Below are 14,950 nucleotides of genomic sequence, written 5' to 3'. Positions count from 1 at the left end.
CTCCCACTACCTACATGGCGTGGGAGCGGGCTTGCCCCGCGATGCGTATAATGGCGGCCATTTTCTCAATCGGTGCCTCCATGACCACCCTCGCCACCGCCCTCGCATCCTGCGACATGCTCCTGATCGATGGCCTGCACGCCTTCGACTTCACCTTCGACGCATCCGGCCTCACCATCGAATGCATGGACGGCCGCCTGCTGCGTCGCTGGTCCTTCACCCCCGACCAGGTCGCCGCCGCCACCGGCGCGGGCGACGACTGGAGCCTGGCCAGTGACGAAGGCGAGCATCGTCTAGTCTGTATGAGTGCTTTTCGTGCCCCGGATGAAGAAGACGATGAACAGGAAATGGACCCACCTGCTGAGCGCTAGCCTCATGGCGTTTTCAGTCAACGCCCAGGCCGCCACGTTGCTGGTGGGCAGCTACACCGACAATGGCAGCGAAGGGATCTACCGCTACGACTTCGACGCCCGCACCGGTCAGATCGACGCCACGCCCCGGCAGGTGGTCAAGAGCGTCAGCCCTTCGTGGCTGGTGCTGTCTGCCGACCGGCGCCAGTTGTTCGCGGTCAATGAAACACCCAAGGGCCAGGTCAGCGGTTTCTCGCTAGGCAAGCAGGGCGAGATCAAGCTGCTGAACCAGGTGCCCAGCGAGGGTGACGAGCCGACCCACGCCAGCCTCAGCCACGACCAGCGCTACCTGTTCGTCGCCAACTACGCCGTAGCCCCCGACCCCGGTGGCAGCCTGGTGGTGATCCCGGTGGCTCGCGACGGCAAGCTCAAGCCGGTGGTGCAGCAGGCCCGGCATGCGCCGAGCCAGGTCAATCCCGAGCGCCAGGCCGGTGCCCATGTGCATTCGCTGGTGCTGTCGCCCGATGGCCGCCACCTGTACGCCAGCGATCTGGGCGCCGACAAGGTGTTCATCTACCGCTATGACGGCGCCAGCCCCGAGCATCCGCTGAGCCCGGCGATCCCGCCCTCGGTGACACTGCCACCAGGTAGCGGCCCACGTCACCTGCTGTTCGACGCAAAGGGCCGGCATGCCTACCTGACCCTGGAGATGAGCGCCGAGGTGGTGGTGTTCGATGTGCAGGACGGCGCGCTGACCGAGCGCCAGCGCCTGCCGCTGACCGAAAGCAAGGACTTCGCGGCGAAGGCCGCGGGCGGCCTGCACCTGTCGGCCGATGGGCGTTTCCTCTATGTCAGCAATCGTGGCACGGCCAACGAGATCGTGGTGTATGCCGTGGGCAAGGACGATGGCCGGCTCACCCTGCTGCAGCGCCGTTCGGTGGAAGGCGACCATCCCCGGGAGTTTGCCCTCGACCCGGATGGCAACTACCTGCTGGTGGCGAACCAGAAGAGCAACCAGATCGTGGTCATGCGCCGCGACCCGCGCAGCGGCAAGTTGGGGGATACGGTGCAGAAACTGCCCCAGCAGGCGCCTTCGGACCTCAAGTTTCTGGAGTGATCATCCTCCGCCGGGTTGTCTCGCCCCCTGTGGGAGCGGCCTTGCGTCGCGAATGGGCTGCGTAACAGCCCCAGAATTTCAGCGTTGACGCAAGAATCGCCGGGGCCGCTGTGCGGCCCTTTCGCGACGCAAGGCCGCTCCCACAGGGGGGCTTCCAATTATCGATAGGCGTGATAATCGCTACTGCTGCAATGAATTTCAGTGGTCGAGTCCATCGGCGTAAGTTTTGACCCAAGGCCCCCGAGGGGCCAACGTCAACCACCGAAGTCGAGGTCAGCCCACATGAACTTCAATCTCTTCCCGGTCATCGCCGCTTCCGCCATCTCCGCCTCCGTCGTACTGCCGGCCCACGCCCAGCTGGAGCAAAGCGCCAAGGCGTCCAACACCCACAGCTACACCCAGAAATACCTGCAGCAGAGCGCGCATTTCCACGCCGCCCTGAGCAAGCATGCCAATTGAGTGTGTAAAGCCATTGGTAATAGCACAACGCCATGTGATTTAATTTGACGCTAAATTTTTGACTCGCCAAAGGGGCAGAGCATGATGTGGCGTATCACGGCGGTAGTGCTGTTGTTGATGTCCGCGCCGATCCTGGCGCTTTGAGCGACACGCTGTCTCACTTGGCCATCACGGCCTTGAACAGCGGCGATGCCAGCCAGCCCTGCAACCAGCTGCGCAACCGCGGATAAGCCGCCTCGGTGAACCATTCGGGTTCGACCCCGGCAAACTGGCGCATCAGGGGCAGCAAGGCGGCGTCGGCCAGGCTTGGGTGAGCGGCCAGCAGATAGGGTCTGCCTTCGAGCAGACGTTCCAGCTCGGCCAGCCAAGGCTCGGCCTGGGCGCGGTAGTGCGCCCGGGTGTGCTCGGGGTAGCGCTCGGCGTACTTGTACAAGTTCACTTGCGCCTTGAAGGTGCCATCGTTGCGCGCGATCAGCGTTTCGGCCTGCCGCGCGGCGGCGGGGTCTGCCTGCAGGCGCCAGTCCTCGGGGTCATGTCGGGCCAGCGCCCAGCGCATGATGTCCAGACTTTCCTCCAGCACCGCATCCCCGGTATCGAGCACCGGCACCGTGCCCTTGGGCGACAGTGCCAGCAGCTCGGCCGGCTTTTCCTTCATCTTCACCTCGTGGACCTGTACGTCGCAGCCGGCGTAGCGCAGGGCCAGGCGCGCGCGCATGGCCCAGGGGCAGCGGCGGAACGAGTAGAGGATCACCCGCACACCTGCACGTCGCTCAGGCCATTGCCCTGGCGGCGCACCTGGATCTGCACCGGAATGCGCTCGTGCATCTCCTGCACGTGGGAGATCACCGCCACCTTGCGCCCCTGGGCCTGCAGGCCGTCGAGGGCGTCCATGGCCAGTTGCAGCGACTCGGGGTCGAGGCTGCCGAAGCCTTCGTCGATGAACAGCGATTCGATACGCAGGGTGCTCGACGCCATGGATGCCAGGCCCAGGGCCAGGGCCAGCGACACCAGGAAGGTCTCGCCGCCCGACAGCGAATGCACCGAACGCAGCTCGTCGCCCATCTCGGTGTCCAGCACCAGCAGGCCCAGGGCGCTGCCGCCGCGCTTGAGGCGATATCGCCGGGCCAGCTGGCGCAACTGGCTGTTGGCGTGGTGCAGCAGCAGGTCGAGGTTGTAGCCCTGGGCAATCTTGCGGAACACATCGCCCGAGGCCGAGCCGATCAATGCATTCAGGCGTGCCCAACGTTGCCATTGCTGGTAGGCCTGGTCGATCTGTTCGGCCAGGGCCTGGCTGGCCTGTTGCCGGCGCTGGTCCTCGGCTTGTTGGGCGCGCAGCTCAGCGCATTGCTGCTCCTGGGCTGACAGCTGCACGGCCAGCTCGGCGAGGGCGGTTTCCAGCGCTTCGACGGACAGTTCGCCGTGGGCTTGTGCGGTGTGTTGCTGCAGTTGCTGTTCACGCTCCCCTAGCAACACGCGGCCTTGCTCGACAGCTTTTTCCGCGGCCTGCAGGCGTTGGCGCAGCTCGCCCACCTGGCTGTCGTCGATGGCCAGCAGGCGGTCGAGGCCGGCGTCGTCCAGTTCCGGGTGTTCGCTGCGCCACTGGGCGATTTCGCCCTGCAGCTGCTGGTGCTCCTGCTCCAGTGCCTGTTGGCGCTGCTGGTTGGCCTTGAGTTCGCCGGCCAGTTGCACACCTTGTGTGTGCAGCGCCTGCAATTGCCGGGCGCTGTCTGCCTCGGCGGCGCGGGCCTGCTCCAGCTGGGTGTCCATGTGCTGCTGCCAGGCTTCGGCGCTGGGCTGATCGCCGAGCAGTTCGCCCAGGGTGGCCTGGGCCTGGCGGCGTTGTTCGTCCAGCACGGCAAGCTTCTGTTGCAGCTGTTGCTGGCTGTGCAGGCGCGCCTGTTGCTGATCGCGCTGCTTGTCCAGCTGGACCTGGCGAGCCTGCTGTTCTTCCTGCTCGTCCTTGCGCAGGTCGAGTTGCTGACGGCGTTGGGCAATCTGCTGGTCGAGGCCGAGGAACGCATTGGCCGGGTCGTCGCGCAGGGCCTGGAGAATGTCCGGGGGCAGCACGCTTTCGAGACTTTCGAGGGCCTGCGCGAGTTGCTGCTCGTCGGCGGCCAGGGCCTGGTGCTGCTGGTCAAGGTGGCGCTGGGCCTGTTGCTGTGCTTCGCCTGCGGCCTGCAATTGCTGGGTGAGGCGCGCGGCGTCCTTTTGCAGGGCGAGCAGGGCGCCCTGGCGTTTCTCGTCGCGGTCGATCTCGTCGCCGAGGCGGCGCAACTGGCCGTCGAGCCACTTGCCCCGGCCGCTGTCGTCCTGCGGCGCCAGCGCTGGCCACAAGGCATGGGCCTGGACCTGCTCGAGGACGGGCTGCAGCTGCTCGCCCAACTGCTGCTGTTGCTGCTGGTAATCCTTGAGCTGGGCGTTGACCACGCCCAGCTGGGTGCGCAGCTCCACCAACCGGGTATTGAGCTGTTCGACCTGCTGCTGCGCCGCCGCTTCCTCGGCCTGGTCGTGGCGCCCGAGGCTGTGCAGCAACGCTTCGGGCTGATGGAACGGATGCTCGGCGCTGCCGCACACCGGGCAGGGCTCGCCATCGCGCAGCTGGGCGCGCAGTTCCTCGACGCTGGTGTTGCGGGCCAGGCGCTGGCGCTCGAGCAACTGGCGGGTCAGGGTCAGCGCCTGCTCGGCGCCCTCCAGTTCGGCCTTGGCCGCCGTGCCTTCACCGATCAGTTGCTGGCGTTGCTGCATGGCCAATTGTTGGCGCTCGCGCAGCGCATCGAGGCCGTTGCGCAGTTCCATTTCGCGGCCATGCAGGCGCGACAGCTCCTCGACCGCGCGTTGCTGCTTACGGTTGTCCTGGAGCATGGCGCCGAGCAGGTCGATCTGCTCGGCCAGCGCCTGGGGTTCGGCCCCGGCCTCGCGGAACAGCAACTCGAAATGCTCGCGCTGGGCTTGCCGTTGGGCGTTGGCCTGACTGGCTTGGGCCTGTAGGCCGGGCAGCTCTTCGCGGCCCTTGGCCAGGCGGCCGCCGATCAGCATCACCTGTTTGAGCTGCGGCAGGTAGGCTTGCCAGGCGTCGGCCAGGCTGCCGAGTGCTTCGCTCTCGGCCAGGGCGCTGTCGATCCGAGCCAGTTGTTGCAGGCTGCGCTGCTGGCTGTCCTCCAGCTGCAGCAGTTGCTGCTGGGCTGTACCGACTTCCTGTTCGACCCGGGTGCAGGCTTCACGTTGCTCGGCAAGTTCCTTGTCCAGGCGCGCCAGGTCGCCCTGGGCAGCAAAGGCCTGGCGCAGGCGCGGGGCGTTTTCGCCGTGCAGGGCCTGGTGCTCGATCAGGTGCTGGCGGGCCGTTTCCAGGGCCAGCTGCAGCGCGTCGGTGTGTTGCTGCAGTTCGGTGTGCTGGCGCTGTTGCTGGTCGATATCGGCCAGTACCGGGGCCAGTTGCGCGGCCAGGTGCTGCTGACGGTGGAACTGGTGGCGCTGGGGCGCCAGGCGTTCCAGGCGTTGCAGGTCGACGCGCTGTTCGGCCAGTTGTTGCCACTCGTGTTCCGCGTTTTGCAGGGCCGTGCCGGCTTCACTGTGCAGCGCCTGCAGGCGCTGCTGTTCGGCAAACCAGGTGCGCTGCTGTTCCAGCTGGCGCTGGCGCGCCTGTTCGGCCTTGAGCTGCTGCTGGGCCTGTTCCAGTGCCTGGTCGAGGGCGGCGCGTGCTTCGGCTTCCATTGGCAGCAGGTGCTCGGCCTGCTTCTTCAGGTCGTTGTGAACCTCGCCGGTTTCCCGCGCCTTGCTGAAGGCGCGTTGGCCCAGGCGGGTGTAGATCGCGGTGTTGGTGAGTTTTTCCAGCAGTTCGCTGCGCTCACGGTCGTCGGCCTTGAGGAAGGCACCGAATTCGCTCTGGGCCAGCATCACCGCGCGGGTGAACTGCTCGAAGTTCAGGCCCAGGCGCGCCTCGACCAGTTGCTTGTATTCGTTCTTGCCGCTGCCCAGCAGTTGCTCGCTGTCCAGGTCGTAGAGGCTCTGGCGGCTGTTCTGCAGTTTGCCGGTGGCCTTTTCGCGAGCGCGGTTGGCTTCCCAGCGGGCGCGGTAGCGGCCGCCGTCGATGCCGACGAAATCGACCTCGGCGAAGCCGCTGCCAGTGCCGCGACGCAGCAGGTTGCGCGGATCCGAGGTGGGGATCTCGCCATCGGCGTCCGGGACCTTGGCTTCCCGGGCGATGTCGTTCAAGCGCGGCACGCTGCCGAACAGCGCCAGGCACAGGGCGTCGAGCAGCGTGCTCTTGCCGGCGCCGGTGGGGCCGGTGATGGCGAACAGGCCGGCGCTGGCCAGGGGCTCGGCGGTGAAGTCGATATCGATCGGGCCGGCCAGCGAGGCCAGGTTCTTCAGGCGGATGGCGAGGATCTTCATGCCTGCTCCTCCTCTTGCAGGACGTCCTGCAGCAATTCGGCGAAATCGGCCAGGGCCTGGTCGTCGGCGGGGTTGCCATAGGCCTGCTCCCAGGCACGGCCGAACAGGTCCTGCGGGGTCATCTGGGCCAGCTCGACGAAGGCGTGCTCGTCGTCCTCGGCGCGGCCGCTGCCGGCGTATTCGGCGCTGATGCGCACCAGGCGCACGGCCTTGCCCTGCAGGGCGCCTTCGATCTGCTGGCGCAGGTCGGGCTGCGGCTCGTCCAGGCGCACCCGCACTTCCAGCCAGGGCTGGCGGTTGGGGTCTTCGAGCAGGTCGATCACCGGCAGTTGCCCGAGCTGTTCGAGCAATTCGCCCAGCGGCGCCGGCCCGACCCGTTGCAGGGCCACCGCGCGGGGCACCGGACGCGGCTCGACACTGACCAGCTCGGCACCGTCCAGCTCCACCTCCAGGATCTGGTGCGGGTAGTTGATCTCGGCGAACGACAACGGGATCGGCGCGCCGCTGTAGCGGATACGGTTTTCGCGGTTGACCTTCTGCGGCTTGTGCAGGTGGCCGAGGGCGACATAGCTGATGGCCTTGTCGAACAGCCTGGCCGGCAAGGCCTCGGCGTTGCCGATGATCAGGCTGCGCTCGGAGTCTTCCGAGATGCTGCCGCCGGCCATGTGCGCGTGGCTGATGGCGACCAGTGCCTGGTCTTTCTTGCGCTTCTTCTGCGCCGCGGCGATCAGTTGCTCATGGACCTGGTTGATGCCCTGCAGGTAGTCGTCCCCCAGCGCGGGGCCGGTGACTTCGGCGGGGCGCAGGAAGGGCAGGGCCAGGCACCAGGCGCCGACCTTGCCCCGGGCGTTGGTCAACGGGATCAGCAGTCGTTCGGTGTCCAGCTGGCCCTCGTCTAGCCAGTGCACCCGGCCCAGGGCGTGGGTGCGCAGGCGGCGCATCAGTGGCGCCGGCAGCTCGATGCGCGAGCCGGAGTCGTGGTTGCCAGCGATCATCACGATATCCAGCTTGGGCTGTTGCTCGTGGGCCTGGACAATGAAGTCGTAGAGACGCTCCTGGGCTTTGACCGGCGGGTTGACCGTGTCGAAGATGTCGCCGGCGATCAGCAGCGCGTCGGGTTGGCGCAGGCGCAGCTGGCCGAGCAGCCAGTCAATGAAACAGGCGTGTTCGAAATCGCGTTCCTGGCCATGCAGGCTCTGGCCCAGGTGCCAGTCGGAGGTGTGAAACAGACGCATGGAAGATCCGTTGGGTGAGCGGCAGGGGGCGTTTGGATTAGGGCGCTATGGTAACTCATCGCGGGGCCGTGGGAGCGGGCTTGCCCCGCGATGAGGCTACTTGGGATACAGCGGCGGCAAGCTGCCGGCTTCGCCCGACGGCGCCAGCACCTGCTCAGCCGGCGGAATCGCGCCAATCGCGCGCCACAGCTCGTCGCCGTGCCAGTATTGCCCGCTCTCGCTGTACAACGCGCCATTCAACCCATCCAGCGCATCGGACAACGGCACGAAGCGCGCCGCCATCTCGGCCAGGGTTTCCGGCTGCTGCCGGGCCCAGGCGTCCAGCGCCTGGCGGGTGGCCTGCGGGTCGTTGGCCTGGCAGGCGCGCTTGAGGTCATCGAGCAGCGTGCGCGGGCTCGGGCCGGTCTGTGCCGCGCGCAGCACCGCCGGTTGCGAGCGGGCCCGCCACCACAGGGTGAAGCCGAGCAGGGTGGTCAGGGCCAGGACCAGCGTGGCCAGTTGCCAGGGCCAGAGCGGGCCGGGGCTCAGGTTGCCGTCGCCGGCCGGGGTGTCGGCGCTCAGCGCCGGGTTGTCCTGCACGTTCAGGGTGCGGGCCGGCAGGCTGCTGTGCTCCAGATGGTCTTCGCGGGTGTTCCACCAGGTCACCTCCAGCGCCGGCAAGGCCAGCTCGCCAGCGTGGGTCGGCACCAGCGCCTCGCGCTCTTCGCGATTGGCGACCATGCCGCGCTCGCCGATCTCGTTGCGCAGCAGCGGCTGGTCGGGGTAGCGGCGCAGACCGGCGGCTTCGGTGGCCGGCAGTGGCGGCAACTGGGTGCTCGACAGGCCCTCGGCGCGCACGGTGATGTTGCGCGTGAGCGAGTCGCCGATCTGCGTCGGCTGGCGCTCCGGGTCGGGGTTCCAGTGTTCTTCCAGGGTCAGGCTGCGGGCCGGCAGCCAAGGGCGGTCGGCTGGGTAGCTGGCCGGGATCGGCTTGACCGTCAGACGCAGCGGCAGCGAGCTGACCTGCACCTGGCGGCCGACCCGCGGCGTGCCGGCCGGTTGTTCGCCATTGTCGGCGGCGGTGGCGGTGAAGCGCAGCGGCGGCACTTCAAGGCTGCCGCTCTGTTGCGGATAGATCGCATAACGGGTCTCGATCACCCCGTGGCGAACGCCGTTGATGTCCTTCTCGTAGGTGCGCGACTCGCCCAGCGGGTCGACCTTGGCGTTTTCCAGCTGCAGTGGGCTGAGGCTGCTGTCGTCGTACAGCGCCACCGAATGGTAGATGCGCAGGGTCAGCACGGCCTGGGCCTGGACATAGACCTCGCTGCTGTCCAGGGTGGCCTCGACGAACACCTGCGCAGCCGCGTCCGGGCGCTGGCTGTCGGCCTGCTGCACCTGCAGTTCGATGGCCTGGCTGCGCGATTGGCCCAGCTGCAGCTCGGGAATGCGCAGGCTGCCGCTGCGCCGGGGCAGCAGGGTGATGATCCAGCGGGTGCTGGCGCGGGTTTCGCCGTCCAGGGTATGCAAGCTGTTGAGCTGGCGCGTGCCGCGCACCTCGAAGTCGGGCTCGAGGGAGCGCAGGTCGGGCTTGCCGAACTGGGTGACGTCCTGGCTCTCGAGGGTGAGTTCCAGGGTTTCGCCGGCTTCCAGGCGCGTGCGGTCGACGCTGGCCTGCAGGATCGGTTCGGCCTGGGCCGCGAGGCTCCACAGCAGGCCTAGGAGAAAGACGCCGAGGCGACTCATCGTGGGGTTTCCTGATGCAATTGCTGTTCGTACCAGAATTTGCGCCGCAGCAGTTCCGCCGGGTTGTCGGGGATCTCCCGCAGCCATTGCTCCAGGGCCTGGCGCTGTTCGGCGTCGAGGCTGGTGGAGAGCGGCCGCTGGGGCGGCTGGGTGAGGCTGTCGTCATCGCCGCCGGCAGCGCCGGGCGGGACCTGGGTGTTGCCCTGGCTGTCGCCGTTCTGCTGGCCCTGGGCCTGTTCGTCGCTGCCTGGCGTGCCCTGGGCCTGGCTGCTGGTCGAGCTGCTGTTGCCTTCGGTTTCGCTGCCGGGTGTGCCTTGGGCATCGGCGTTGTTCGGTTGGGTCTCGGCGCTGGCCTGGCGTTGTTGCAACAGTTGCTGGACCAGGGCCTGGTTGTCCAGTGCCGCCTTCAGGTCGGGTTGGCGTTCCAGGGCCTGTTCATAGGCGTCCAGCGCCGCCTCCAGTTCCCCGGCGCGGGCCAGGGCATTACCCCGATTGTAGTGGGCGGCCGCTGTGCCGGCCTGGGCGAAGGCGGCGGCGGCGCCTTCGAAATCGCCGGCCTGGTACAGGGCCATGCCGCGCCACTGGCTGTCCTCGAAGTGGCGGGCCGCCTGGGCCGGGCGTTGCCGCTCCAGCAGGCGCTGGCCCTGCTGGTCGGGGCGCAGCCACAGGTCATTGAATTCGAAGGCCTGGCTCGGTTGCGGCAAGGCCAGCAGCAGCGGCAGGCAGAACAACCAGCCGCGCCGGCCAGCGCAGGCGGCTAGCAGCAGCAGGGGCAACAGCAGCCAGTAGCCCTGGTCGGCCCAGCTGTCCAGTTGCAGGGTCTGGCCATCGTTGTGCAACAGTCGCGGGTTGTCGAACAAGCCCAGGCCGCGCAGGTCGAGGTCGTCGATGCGGGCATGGCGGTAGCGCCCGCCGGTCGAGCCGATGAAGCTTTTCAGCGAGGCGCTGTCCAGGCGTGGCAGGAGGATGCCGCCCTGGTCGTCCTTCAGGTACTCGCCGTTGGCCTGGCGTACCGGTGCACCCTCGGCGCTGCCGACGCCCAGCATCAGCAGGTTTGGGCCTTGGCGCCCGAGGGCCTGTCGAATGCCTTCGCGCTCCGGTTCACTCAGCGACGAGCCGATCAGTAGCAGGCGGCCCTGGCCCAGGCCGCTCTGGGCGAGCAGGGCCAGGCCCTTGTGCACGGCGAGGTCGGCACGCTGGCCGGGCTGCGGCATGATCGACGGGTCGACGGCCTCAAGCAGGTTGCGCGTGGTGCCCAGGTCATCGGATAGCGGCACCAGGGTGTGGGCGGAGCCTGCGTAGACGATCAGCGCGGTCTGGCTGTCGCGACGGTGCTCAAGCAGGTCGAGGATCTTGCGCCGGGCCTGTTCCAGGCGGTTCGGCGTGCTGTCCTCGGCGAGCATCTGCGGCGTCAGTTCGAGCAGGATCACCAGCGGGTCGGCCGGGCGTTGGCGGGTTTCTTCCAGGCGCTGCCAACTCGGCCCGAGCAGGGCCAGGACGATCAGCAGCCAGGCCAGGCCCAGGGCGATCCACGGCAGCTTGCTGGTGCTGCCGCTGCCGCCGCCAAGCAAGACCGCGTGGAACGGCTGCGGCAGGATCAACTGCCAGCGCCCGGCGCGCTTGCGCCGATGCCAGAGCTTGAACAGCAGCCAGCCGAGCAGGGGCAGCACCAGCAGCCAGAGCGGGCGCAGCCATTGGGGCCAGAGTTCGATCATCGCCGCCTCCTCAGGCGCAGGCGCTTGAGGCGCTGGCGCCATTCCGGGTGGGGCTGCAGGAAGCGTGGCTTGCGCAGCAGGCGTTGCAGCAGGTTGTCCGGCCACTGCACGGCCACCACCAGCAGCACGCTGAGCAGCAGCGCCAGGGCCAGCGGCCAGGCGTACAGCGCGTGGGCGGTGCGCGCCTGGGTCGGCTGCTGGGCCACCGGTTCCAGTTGGTCAAGGGTGTCGCCGATGGCGTTCAGCTCGGCGCCGTCGTGGGCGCGGAAGTAGCTGCCGTGGGTAATTTCGGCGATTTCCTTGAGCGAGGCTTCGTCCAGGTCCAGGCTCGGGTTCAGCCCGAGCAGGCCCGGCGTGCCGCTGGCCTCAGGGTTGGCACCGATGCCGATGGTGTAGATGCGCACGCCTTCCTGGGCGGCCAGGCGGGCGGCGGTCAGTGGGTGGATCTGCCCGCCGTTGTTGGCGCCATCGGTGATCAGGATCAGCACCCGACTTTGCGCCGGGCGCTGGCGCAGACGCTTGACCGCCAGGCCGATGGCGTCGCCGATGGCGGTGTTCTTGCCGGCGATGCCGATCTGCGCCTCGTCGAGGAAGGTGCGCACGGTACGCCGGTCGAAGGTCAGCGGGGCCTGCAGGTAGGCCTGGCTGCCGAACAGGATCAGGCCGACGCGGTCGCCCTGGCGGTCCTGGAGGAAGTCGCCCATCAGCGCCTTGACCAGGTCCAGACGGCTGATCTCGTCGTCCTTCCACTGCATGTCGGGGAAGTCCATGGAGCCCGACACATCCACTGCCACCAGCAGGTCGCGGCCACTGGCCGACACCGGCAGCGGATCGCCCAGCCACTGTGGGCGGGCGGCGGCCAGCAACAGCAGTAGCCAGATCAGGATGAACGGCGCCTGCTGGCGCCAGGTTGGCAGGTTCAGCCGCGCGCGGCGCCCGGCCAGGCCTTCGAGTTCGTCGAGAAAGCCCACCTTGAGCACCGGCTCGCCGCTGTCGGCGGCAGGCAGCGCCAAGCGCGCCAGCCAGGGCAGCGGCAATAGCAGGAAGATCCACGGCCAGGCCAGTTCAAACATGCTTGCGGATCCAGGTTTCGACCGCCTGGGTGAGCCCGGCGATGGCCTTGTCGTCGAGCTTGCACTCGGGCTTGTAGGCGCCTTCGACCAGTACCATCCAACGGGTCAGGCCGGCGGCCGGGCAGCGGTTGTCGAGAAACGCCAGCCACTGCCGGCCATTGAGGGTGTGGCTGTTGGCGCCGGGATAGTGGTTGCGGCACAGGCGCTTGAGCAGGGCGTTGATCTGCTGCAGCCAGGCGCCGGCCGGCGCGCCGTCATAGGGGCGTGGCAGGCGCGCCAGCTCGGCCAGGGCCTCGACACGAATCGGGTCCAGCGGCAGTTCGGCGCGCACCACCTTGCGCTTGCCTGGGCGCCAGTGGCGCAGGCGCCACAGGCCCCAGCCGAGCAATGGCAGCAAGGCGAGCAACAGCCACCAGCCTGGGGCCGGTGGCCACAGACTGATGGCCGGCGGTGCGATGAGCGGTTGCAACTGATCCAGGGGGTTCATTTGGCGCTCCCGGGACGCTGCGCGTTCAGGTATTCGCGCAATTGCTCGATCATCTCACTCTGGGTGCTCAGCGGCATCAGCACCACCCGCAGCTTCTGCGCCAGCAGTTCCCAGCGCTCGATGCGCGCCTCGGCCTGCTGGCGGTAGGCCTGGCGCAGGTTGGCATCCAGCGTGTCGAGTTCCAGTTGCGCGCCGCGTTGGGCGAAACGCAGCAGGCCGGCGGCGGGCAGGGCATGGTCGAGCGGGTCGCTGACCGGCATCAGCAGCACGTCGCAGTGACGCGACAGCATCGCCAGGTGCTGCTCGACGCTGGCGCTCAGGGCACGCTCGTCACAGATGACGATGGCCAGGCTGCCCGGGCGCAGCACCTCGCGTGCCCGGCGCAGGGCCAGGCCCAGGCTGTCGGGCTGTGGCACGGCCTCGGTGTGCAGGGCCTGGTTGACCTTGGCCAGGCGGTTGAGCAGTTGCAGCAGGCTCTGCTTGCTGCGCCTCGGCTTGATCTCGTGGGGCTCGCTGTCGCCGAACACCAGCCCGCCGATACGGTCGTTGTGGCCCAGCGCCGCCCAGCCGAACAGGGCCGCGGCCTGGGCCGCCAGCACTGACTTGAACATCAGCCCGGAGCCGAAGAACAGCCGCTGGCTCTGCTCGACCATGATGAAGATCGGCCGCTCGCGCTCTTCGTGAAAAAGCTTGGTGTGCGGCTCCTGGGTGCGCGCGGTGACGCGCCAGTCGATGTTGCGCACATCGTCACCGGCCTGGTAGACCCGCACCTGGTCGAAGTCCACGCCGCGGCCACGCAGCTTGGAGTGGTGCAGGCCCACCAGCGGGCTGCGCTGGCCGGGCCGGGAGAACAACTGGATCTCACGCACGCGGTGGCGCATGTCGATCAGGTCGGCCAGGCCGATGCGGATGCCGGGTTCGGCCAACTGCGAGGTGGGCATGGGGTCAGGCGACGGCGACGACGTCGAGGATGCGCTGGACCACGCGGTCTTGGTCGACCCCGGCCGCCTCGGCCTCGAACGAGAGGATGATGCGGTGGCGCAGCACGTCGAACAGCACTGCCTGGATATCCTCGGGGCTGACGAAGTCGCGCCCGGCCAGCCAGGCGTGGGCGCGTGCGCAACGGTCCAGGGCGATTGAGCCGCGGGGGCTGGCGCCGTAGGCGATCCAGTCGGCCAGCTCACTGTCGAACTTGGCCGGGGTGCGGGTGGCCATGACCAGCTGCACCAGATATTCCTCCACGGCATCTGCCATGTACAGGCCGAGGATTTCCTTGCGGGCGGCGAAGATGGCCTGCTGGCTGACCCGGCGCTCGGGCTTCACCTCGCCACCCAGTGCCTCGCCCCGGGCTTGCAGGAGGATGCGTCGCTCCACCGCGGCGTCTGGGAAGCCGATTTTGACGTGCATGAGGAAGCGGTCGAGCTGGGCCTCGGGCAGCGGGTAGGTGCCTTCCTGCTCGATCGGGTTCTGCGTGGCCATCACCAGGAACAGCGGCGACAACTCGTAGGTGCTGCGTCCAACGCTGACCTGGCGCTCGGCCATGGCTTCGAGCAGCGCCGATTGAACCTTGGCAGGGGCGCGGTTGATTTCGTCGGCCAGCACCAGGTTGTGGAAGATCGGTCCTTGCTGGAACACGAAGCTGCCGGTTTCCGGGCGGTAGATCTCGGTGCCGGTGATGTCGGCGGGCAGCAGGTCGGGGGTGAACTGGATGCGATGGAATTGCGCCTCGATGCCCTCGGCGAGCTCCTTGATGGCCTTGGTCTTGGCCAGGCCCGGGGCGCCTTCGACCAGCATGTGGCCGTCAGCCAGGAGCACGATCAGCAGGCGCTCGACCAGTTTTTCCTGGCCGAGGATCTGGGAGGAGAGAAAGGTGCGCAGCGCGATCAGCGCTTCACGGTGTTCCATCGTTGGCGGTTCCTGGGGATGGGCCCTGGCGCGCTGAGGGCGCTTGCCGGGCGAGGGGGGATACTTTAATCCATCCGGGGGGGTGGCGACCAATGGCGGTTTGCAAAAATCGTGTAAAGGATAGAGGTGAGGCAGTGGGAACCTATCGTGGCAGGGAAGTCTGTTACAGGTGTTGGATGGGGTTGCTGGGTGTGCGCTTCATTGTCTGTTGACGGTGGTCGCTTTGAGGGGTAGTCATTACACGTAACGCGGCGCCTACTCTCACCCACAGATGTTTTCCTGCTCTGCAGGTGATTCATATTTCTTGATCTTGATCTTGATCTTGATCTTGATCTTGATCTTGATCTTGATCTTGATCTTGATCTTGCTTCTAAGTGCGCAATAGTTCAGGCGCCACCAATTGCGACTTCAGGAGGCCGAGCGGAGTTCTTGCGGAGGGAGGTGACGGGCATGGATGCCCGTCAAGCGCTGCGCCCCAGGATGGGGCGTTCAGCG

Annotated in this window: 12 protein-coding genes; 3 read left to right on the top strand and 9 right to left on the bottom strand. The window is 67.6% G+C overall.

Annotation, left to right across the window (positions count from 1 at the left end; all coding sequences use genetic code 11):
- Positions 1-80: 80 nt before the first annotated feature.
- From AC25M7_RS11925 to AC25M7_RS11915, 3 genes are all read left to right on the top strand, one after another.
- Positions 81-371: a DUF5629 family protein gene (locus tag AC25M7_RS11925; protein ID WP_062363857.1), complete on the top strand. Its 291-nt coding sequence runs from the start codon at positions 81-83 to the stop codon at positions 369-371.
- The gene (locus tag AC25M7_RS11920; RefSeq protein WP_028692920.1) at positions 337-1,467 is read left to right on the top strand and encodes a lactonase family protein; all 1,131 of its coding nucleotides are present in this window, start codon (positions 337-339) and stop codon (positions 1,465-1,467) included. Before AC25M7_RS11925 ends, AC25M7_RS11920 begins: the two co-directional genes overlap by 35 nt.
- Positions 1,468-1,749: 282 nt before the next feature.
- Positions 1,750-1,926, top strand: a complete 177-nt coding sequence (locus tag AC25M7_RS11915) for a hypothetical protein (protein ID WP_167388412.1) — start codon at positions 1,750-1,752, stop codon at positions 1,924-1,926.
- 157 nt (positions 1,927-2,083) lie between these two features.
- Here AC25M7_RS11915 and AC25M7_RS11910 read toward each other — a convergent pair whose 3' ends face one another.
- The 9 genes from AC25M7_RS11910 to AC25M7_RS11870 form a co-directional block, all read right to left on the bottom strand.
- Positions 2,084-2,677 (bottom strand): glutathione S-transferase, encoded by a 594-nt coding sequence (locus AC25M7_RS11910; RefSeq protein ID WP_028692921.1) that lies wholly within the window; start codon positions 2,675-2,677, stop codon positions 2,084-2,086.
- Positions 2,674-6,318 carry an SbcC/MukB-like Walker B domain-containing protein gene (locus AC25M7_RS11905; protein WP_486971094.1) on the bottom strand — a complete coding sequence of 1,215 codons (3,645 nt, stop codon included), beginning with the start codon at positions 6,316-6,318 and terminating at the stop codon, positions 2,674-2,676. The genes AC25M7_RS11910 and AC25M7_RS11905 overlap by 4 nt, the downstream gene beginning before the upstream one ends.
- Positions 6,315-7,553, bottom strand: coding sequence for an exonuclease SbcCD subunit D C-terminal domain-containing protein (locus tag AC25M7_RS11900; protein ID WP_236180364.1), 1,239 nt, complete (start codon positions 7,551-7,553; stop codon positions 6,315-6,317). The genes AC25M7_RS11905 and AC25M7_RS11900 overlap by 4 nt, the downstream gene beginning before the upstream one ends.
- A 96-nt stretch (positions 7,554-7,649) precedes the next feature.
- Positions 7,650-9,275 (bottom strand): BatD family protein, encoded by a 1,626-nt coding sequence (locus AC25M7_RS11895; RefSeq protein ID WP_028692924.1) that lies wholly within the window; start codon positions 9,273-9,275, stop codon positions 7,650-7,652.
- A complete protein-coding gene (locus tag AC25M7_RS11890; RefSeq protein ID WP_247283357.1) occupies positions 9,272-10,990 on the bottom strand; it encodes a vWA domain-containing protein in 1,719 nt (572 codons plus the stop codon). Before AC25M7_RS11890 ends, AC25M7_RS11895 begins: the two co-directional genes overlap by 4 nt.
- Positions 10,987-12,063: a vWA domain-containing protein gene (locus tag AC25M7_RS11885; protein ID WP_028692926.1), complete on the bottom strand. Its 1,077-nt coding sequence runs from the start codon at positions 12,061-12,063 to the stop codon at positions 10,987-10,989. The genes AC25M7_RS11890 and AC25M7_RS11885 overlap by 4 nt, the downstream gene beginning before the upstream one ends.
- A complete protein-coding gene (locus AC25M7_RS11880; protein WP_307942184.1) occupies positions 12,056-12,550 on the bottom strand; it encodes a DUF4381 domain-containing protein in 495 nt (164 codons plus the stop codon). The genes AC25M7_RS11885 and AC25M7_RS11880 overlap by 8 nt, the downstream gene beginning before the upstream one ends.
- On the bottom strand, positions 12,547-13,491 hold the full coding sequence (locus tag AC25M7_RS11875) for a DUF58 domain-containing protein (protein WP_028692928.1): 945 nt from the start codon (positions 13,489-13,491) through the stop codon (positions 12,547-12,549). The genes AC25M7_RS11880 and AC25M7_RS11875 overlap by 4 nt, the downstream gene beginning before the upstream one ends.
- 4 nt (positions 13,492-13,495) lie before the next feature.
- Positions 13,496-14,455, bottom strand: a complete 960-nt coding sequence (locus tag AC25M7_RS11870) for an AAA family ATPase (RefSeq protein ID WP_011532987.1) — start codon at positions 14,453-14,455, stop codon at positions 13,496-13,498.
- Between the last annotated feature and the right edge of the window lie 495 nt (positions 14,456-14,950).

The organism is Pseudomonas sp. P106(2024) (assembly GCF_057480815.1).
The sequence above is the reverse complement of the archived record's forward strand: the minus strand, read 5'-3'. Positions and strand labels throughout refer to the sequence as shown.

What these genes read in the sequence shown, in the direction of transcription:
- AC25M7_RS11915 (WP_167388412.1), top strand. Translation starts at nt 1,750, where the DNA reads ATGAACTTCAATCTCTTCCCGGTCATCGCCGCTTCCGCCATCTCCGCC.
- AC25M7_RS11875 (WP_028692928.1), bottom strand. Translation starts at nt 13,491, where the DNA reads ATGCCCACCTCGCAGTTGGCCGAACCCGGCATCCGCATCGGCCTGGCC.
- AC25M7_RS11900 (WP_236180364.1), bottom strand. Translation starts at nt 7,553, where the DNA reads ATGCGTCTGTTTCACACCTCCGACTGGCACCTGGGCCAGAGCCTGCAT.
- AC25M7_RS11895 (WP_028692924.1), bottom strand. Translation starts at nt 9,275, where the DNA reads ATGAGTCGCCTCGGCGTCTTTCTCCTAGGCCTGCTGTGGAGCCTCGCG.
- AC25M7_RS11890 (WP_247283357.1), bottom strand. Translation starts at nt 10,990, where the DNA reads ATGATCGAACTCTGGCCCCAATGGCTGCGCCCGCTCTGGCTGCTGGTG.
- AC25M7_RS11870 (WP_011532987.1), bottom strand. Translation starts at nt 14,455, where the DNA reads ATGGAACACCGTGAAGCGCTGATCGCGCTGCGCACCTTTCTCTCCTCC.
- AC25M7_RS11880 (WP_307942184.1), bottom strand. Translation starts at nt 12,550, where the DNA reads ATGAACCCCCTGGATCAGTTGCAACCGCTCATCGCACCGCCGGCCATC.
- AC25M7_RS11925 (WP_062363857.1), top strand. Translation starts at nt 81, where the DNA reads ATGACCACCCTCGCCACCGCCCTCGCATCCTGCGACATGCTCCTGATC.
- AC25M7_RS11885 (WP_028692926.1), bottom strand. Translation starts at nt 12,063, where the DNA reads ATGTTTGAACTGGCCTGGCCGTGGATCTTCCTGCTATTGCCGCTGCCC.
- AC25M7_RS11905 (WP_486971094.1), bottom strand. Translation starts at nt 6,318, where the DNA reads ATGAAGATCCTCGCCATCCGCCTGAAGAACCTGGCCTCGCTGGCCGGC.
- AC25M7_RS11920 (WP_028692920.1), top strand. Translation starts at nt 337, where the DNA reads ATGAACAGGAAATGGACCCACCTGCTGAGCGCTAGCCTCATGGCGTTT.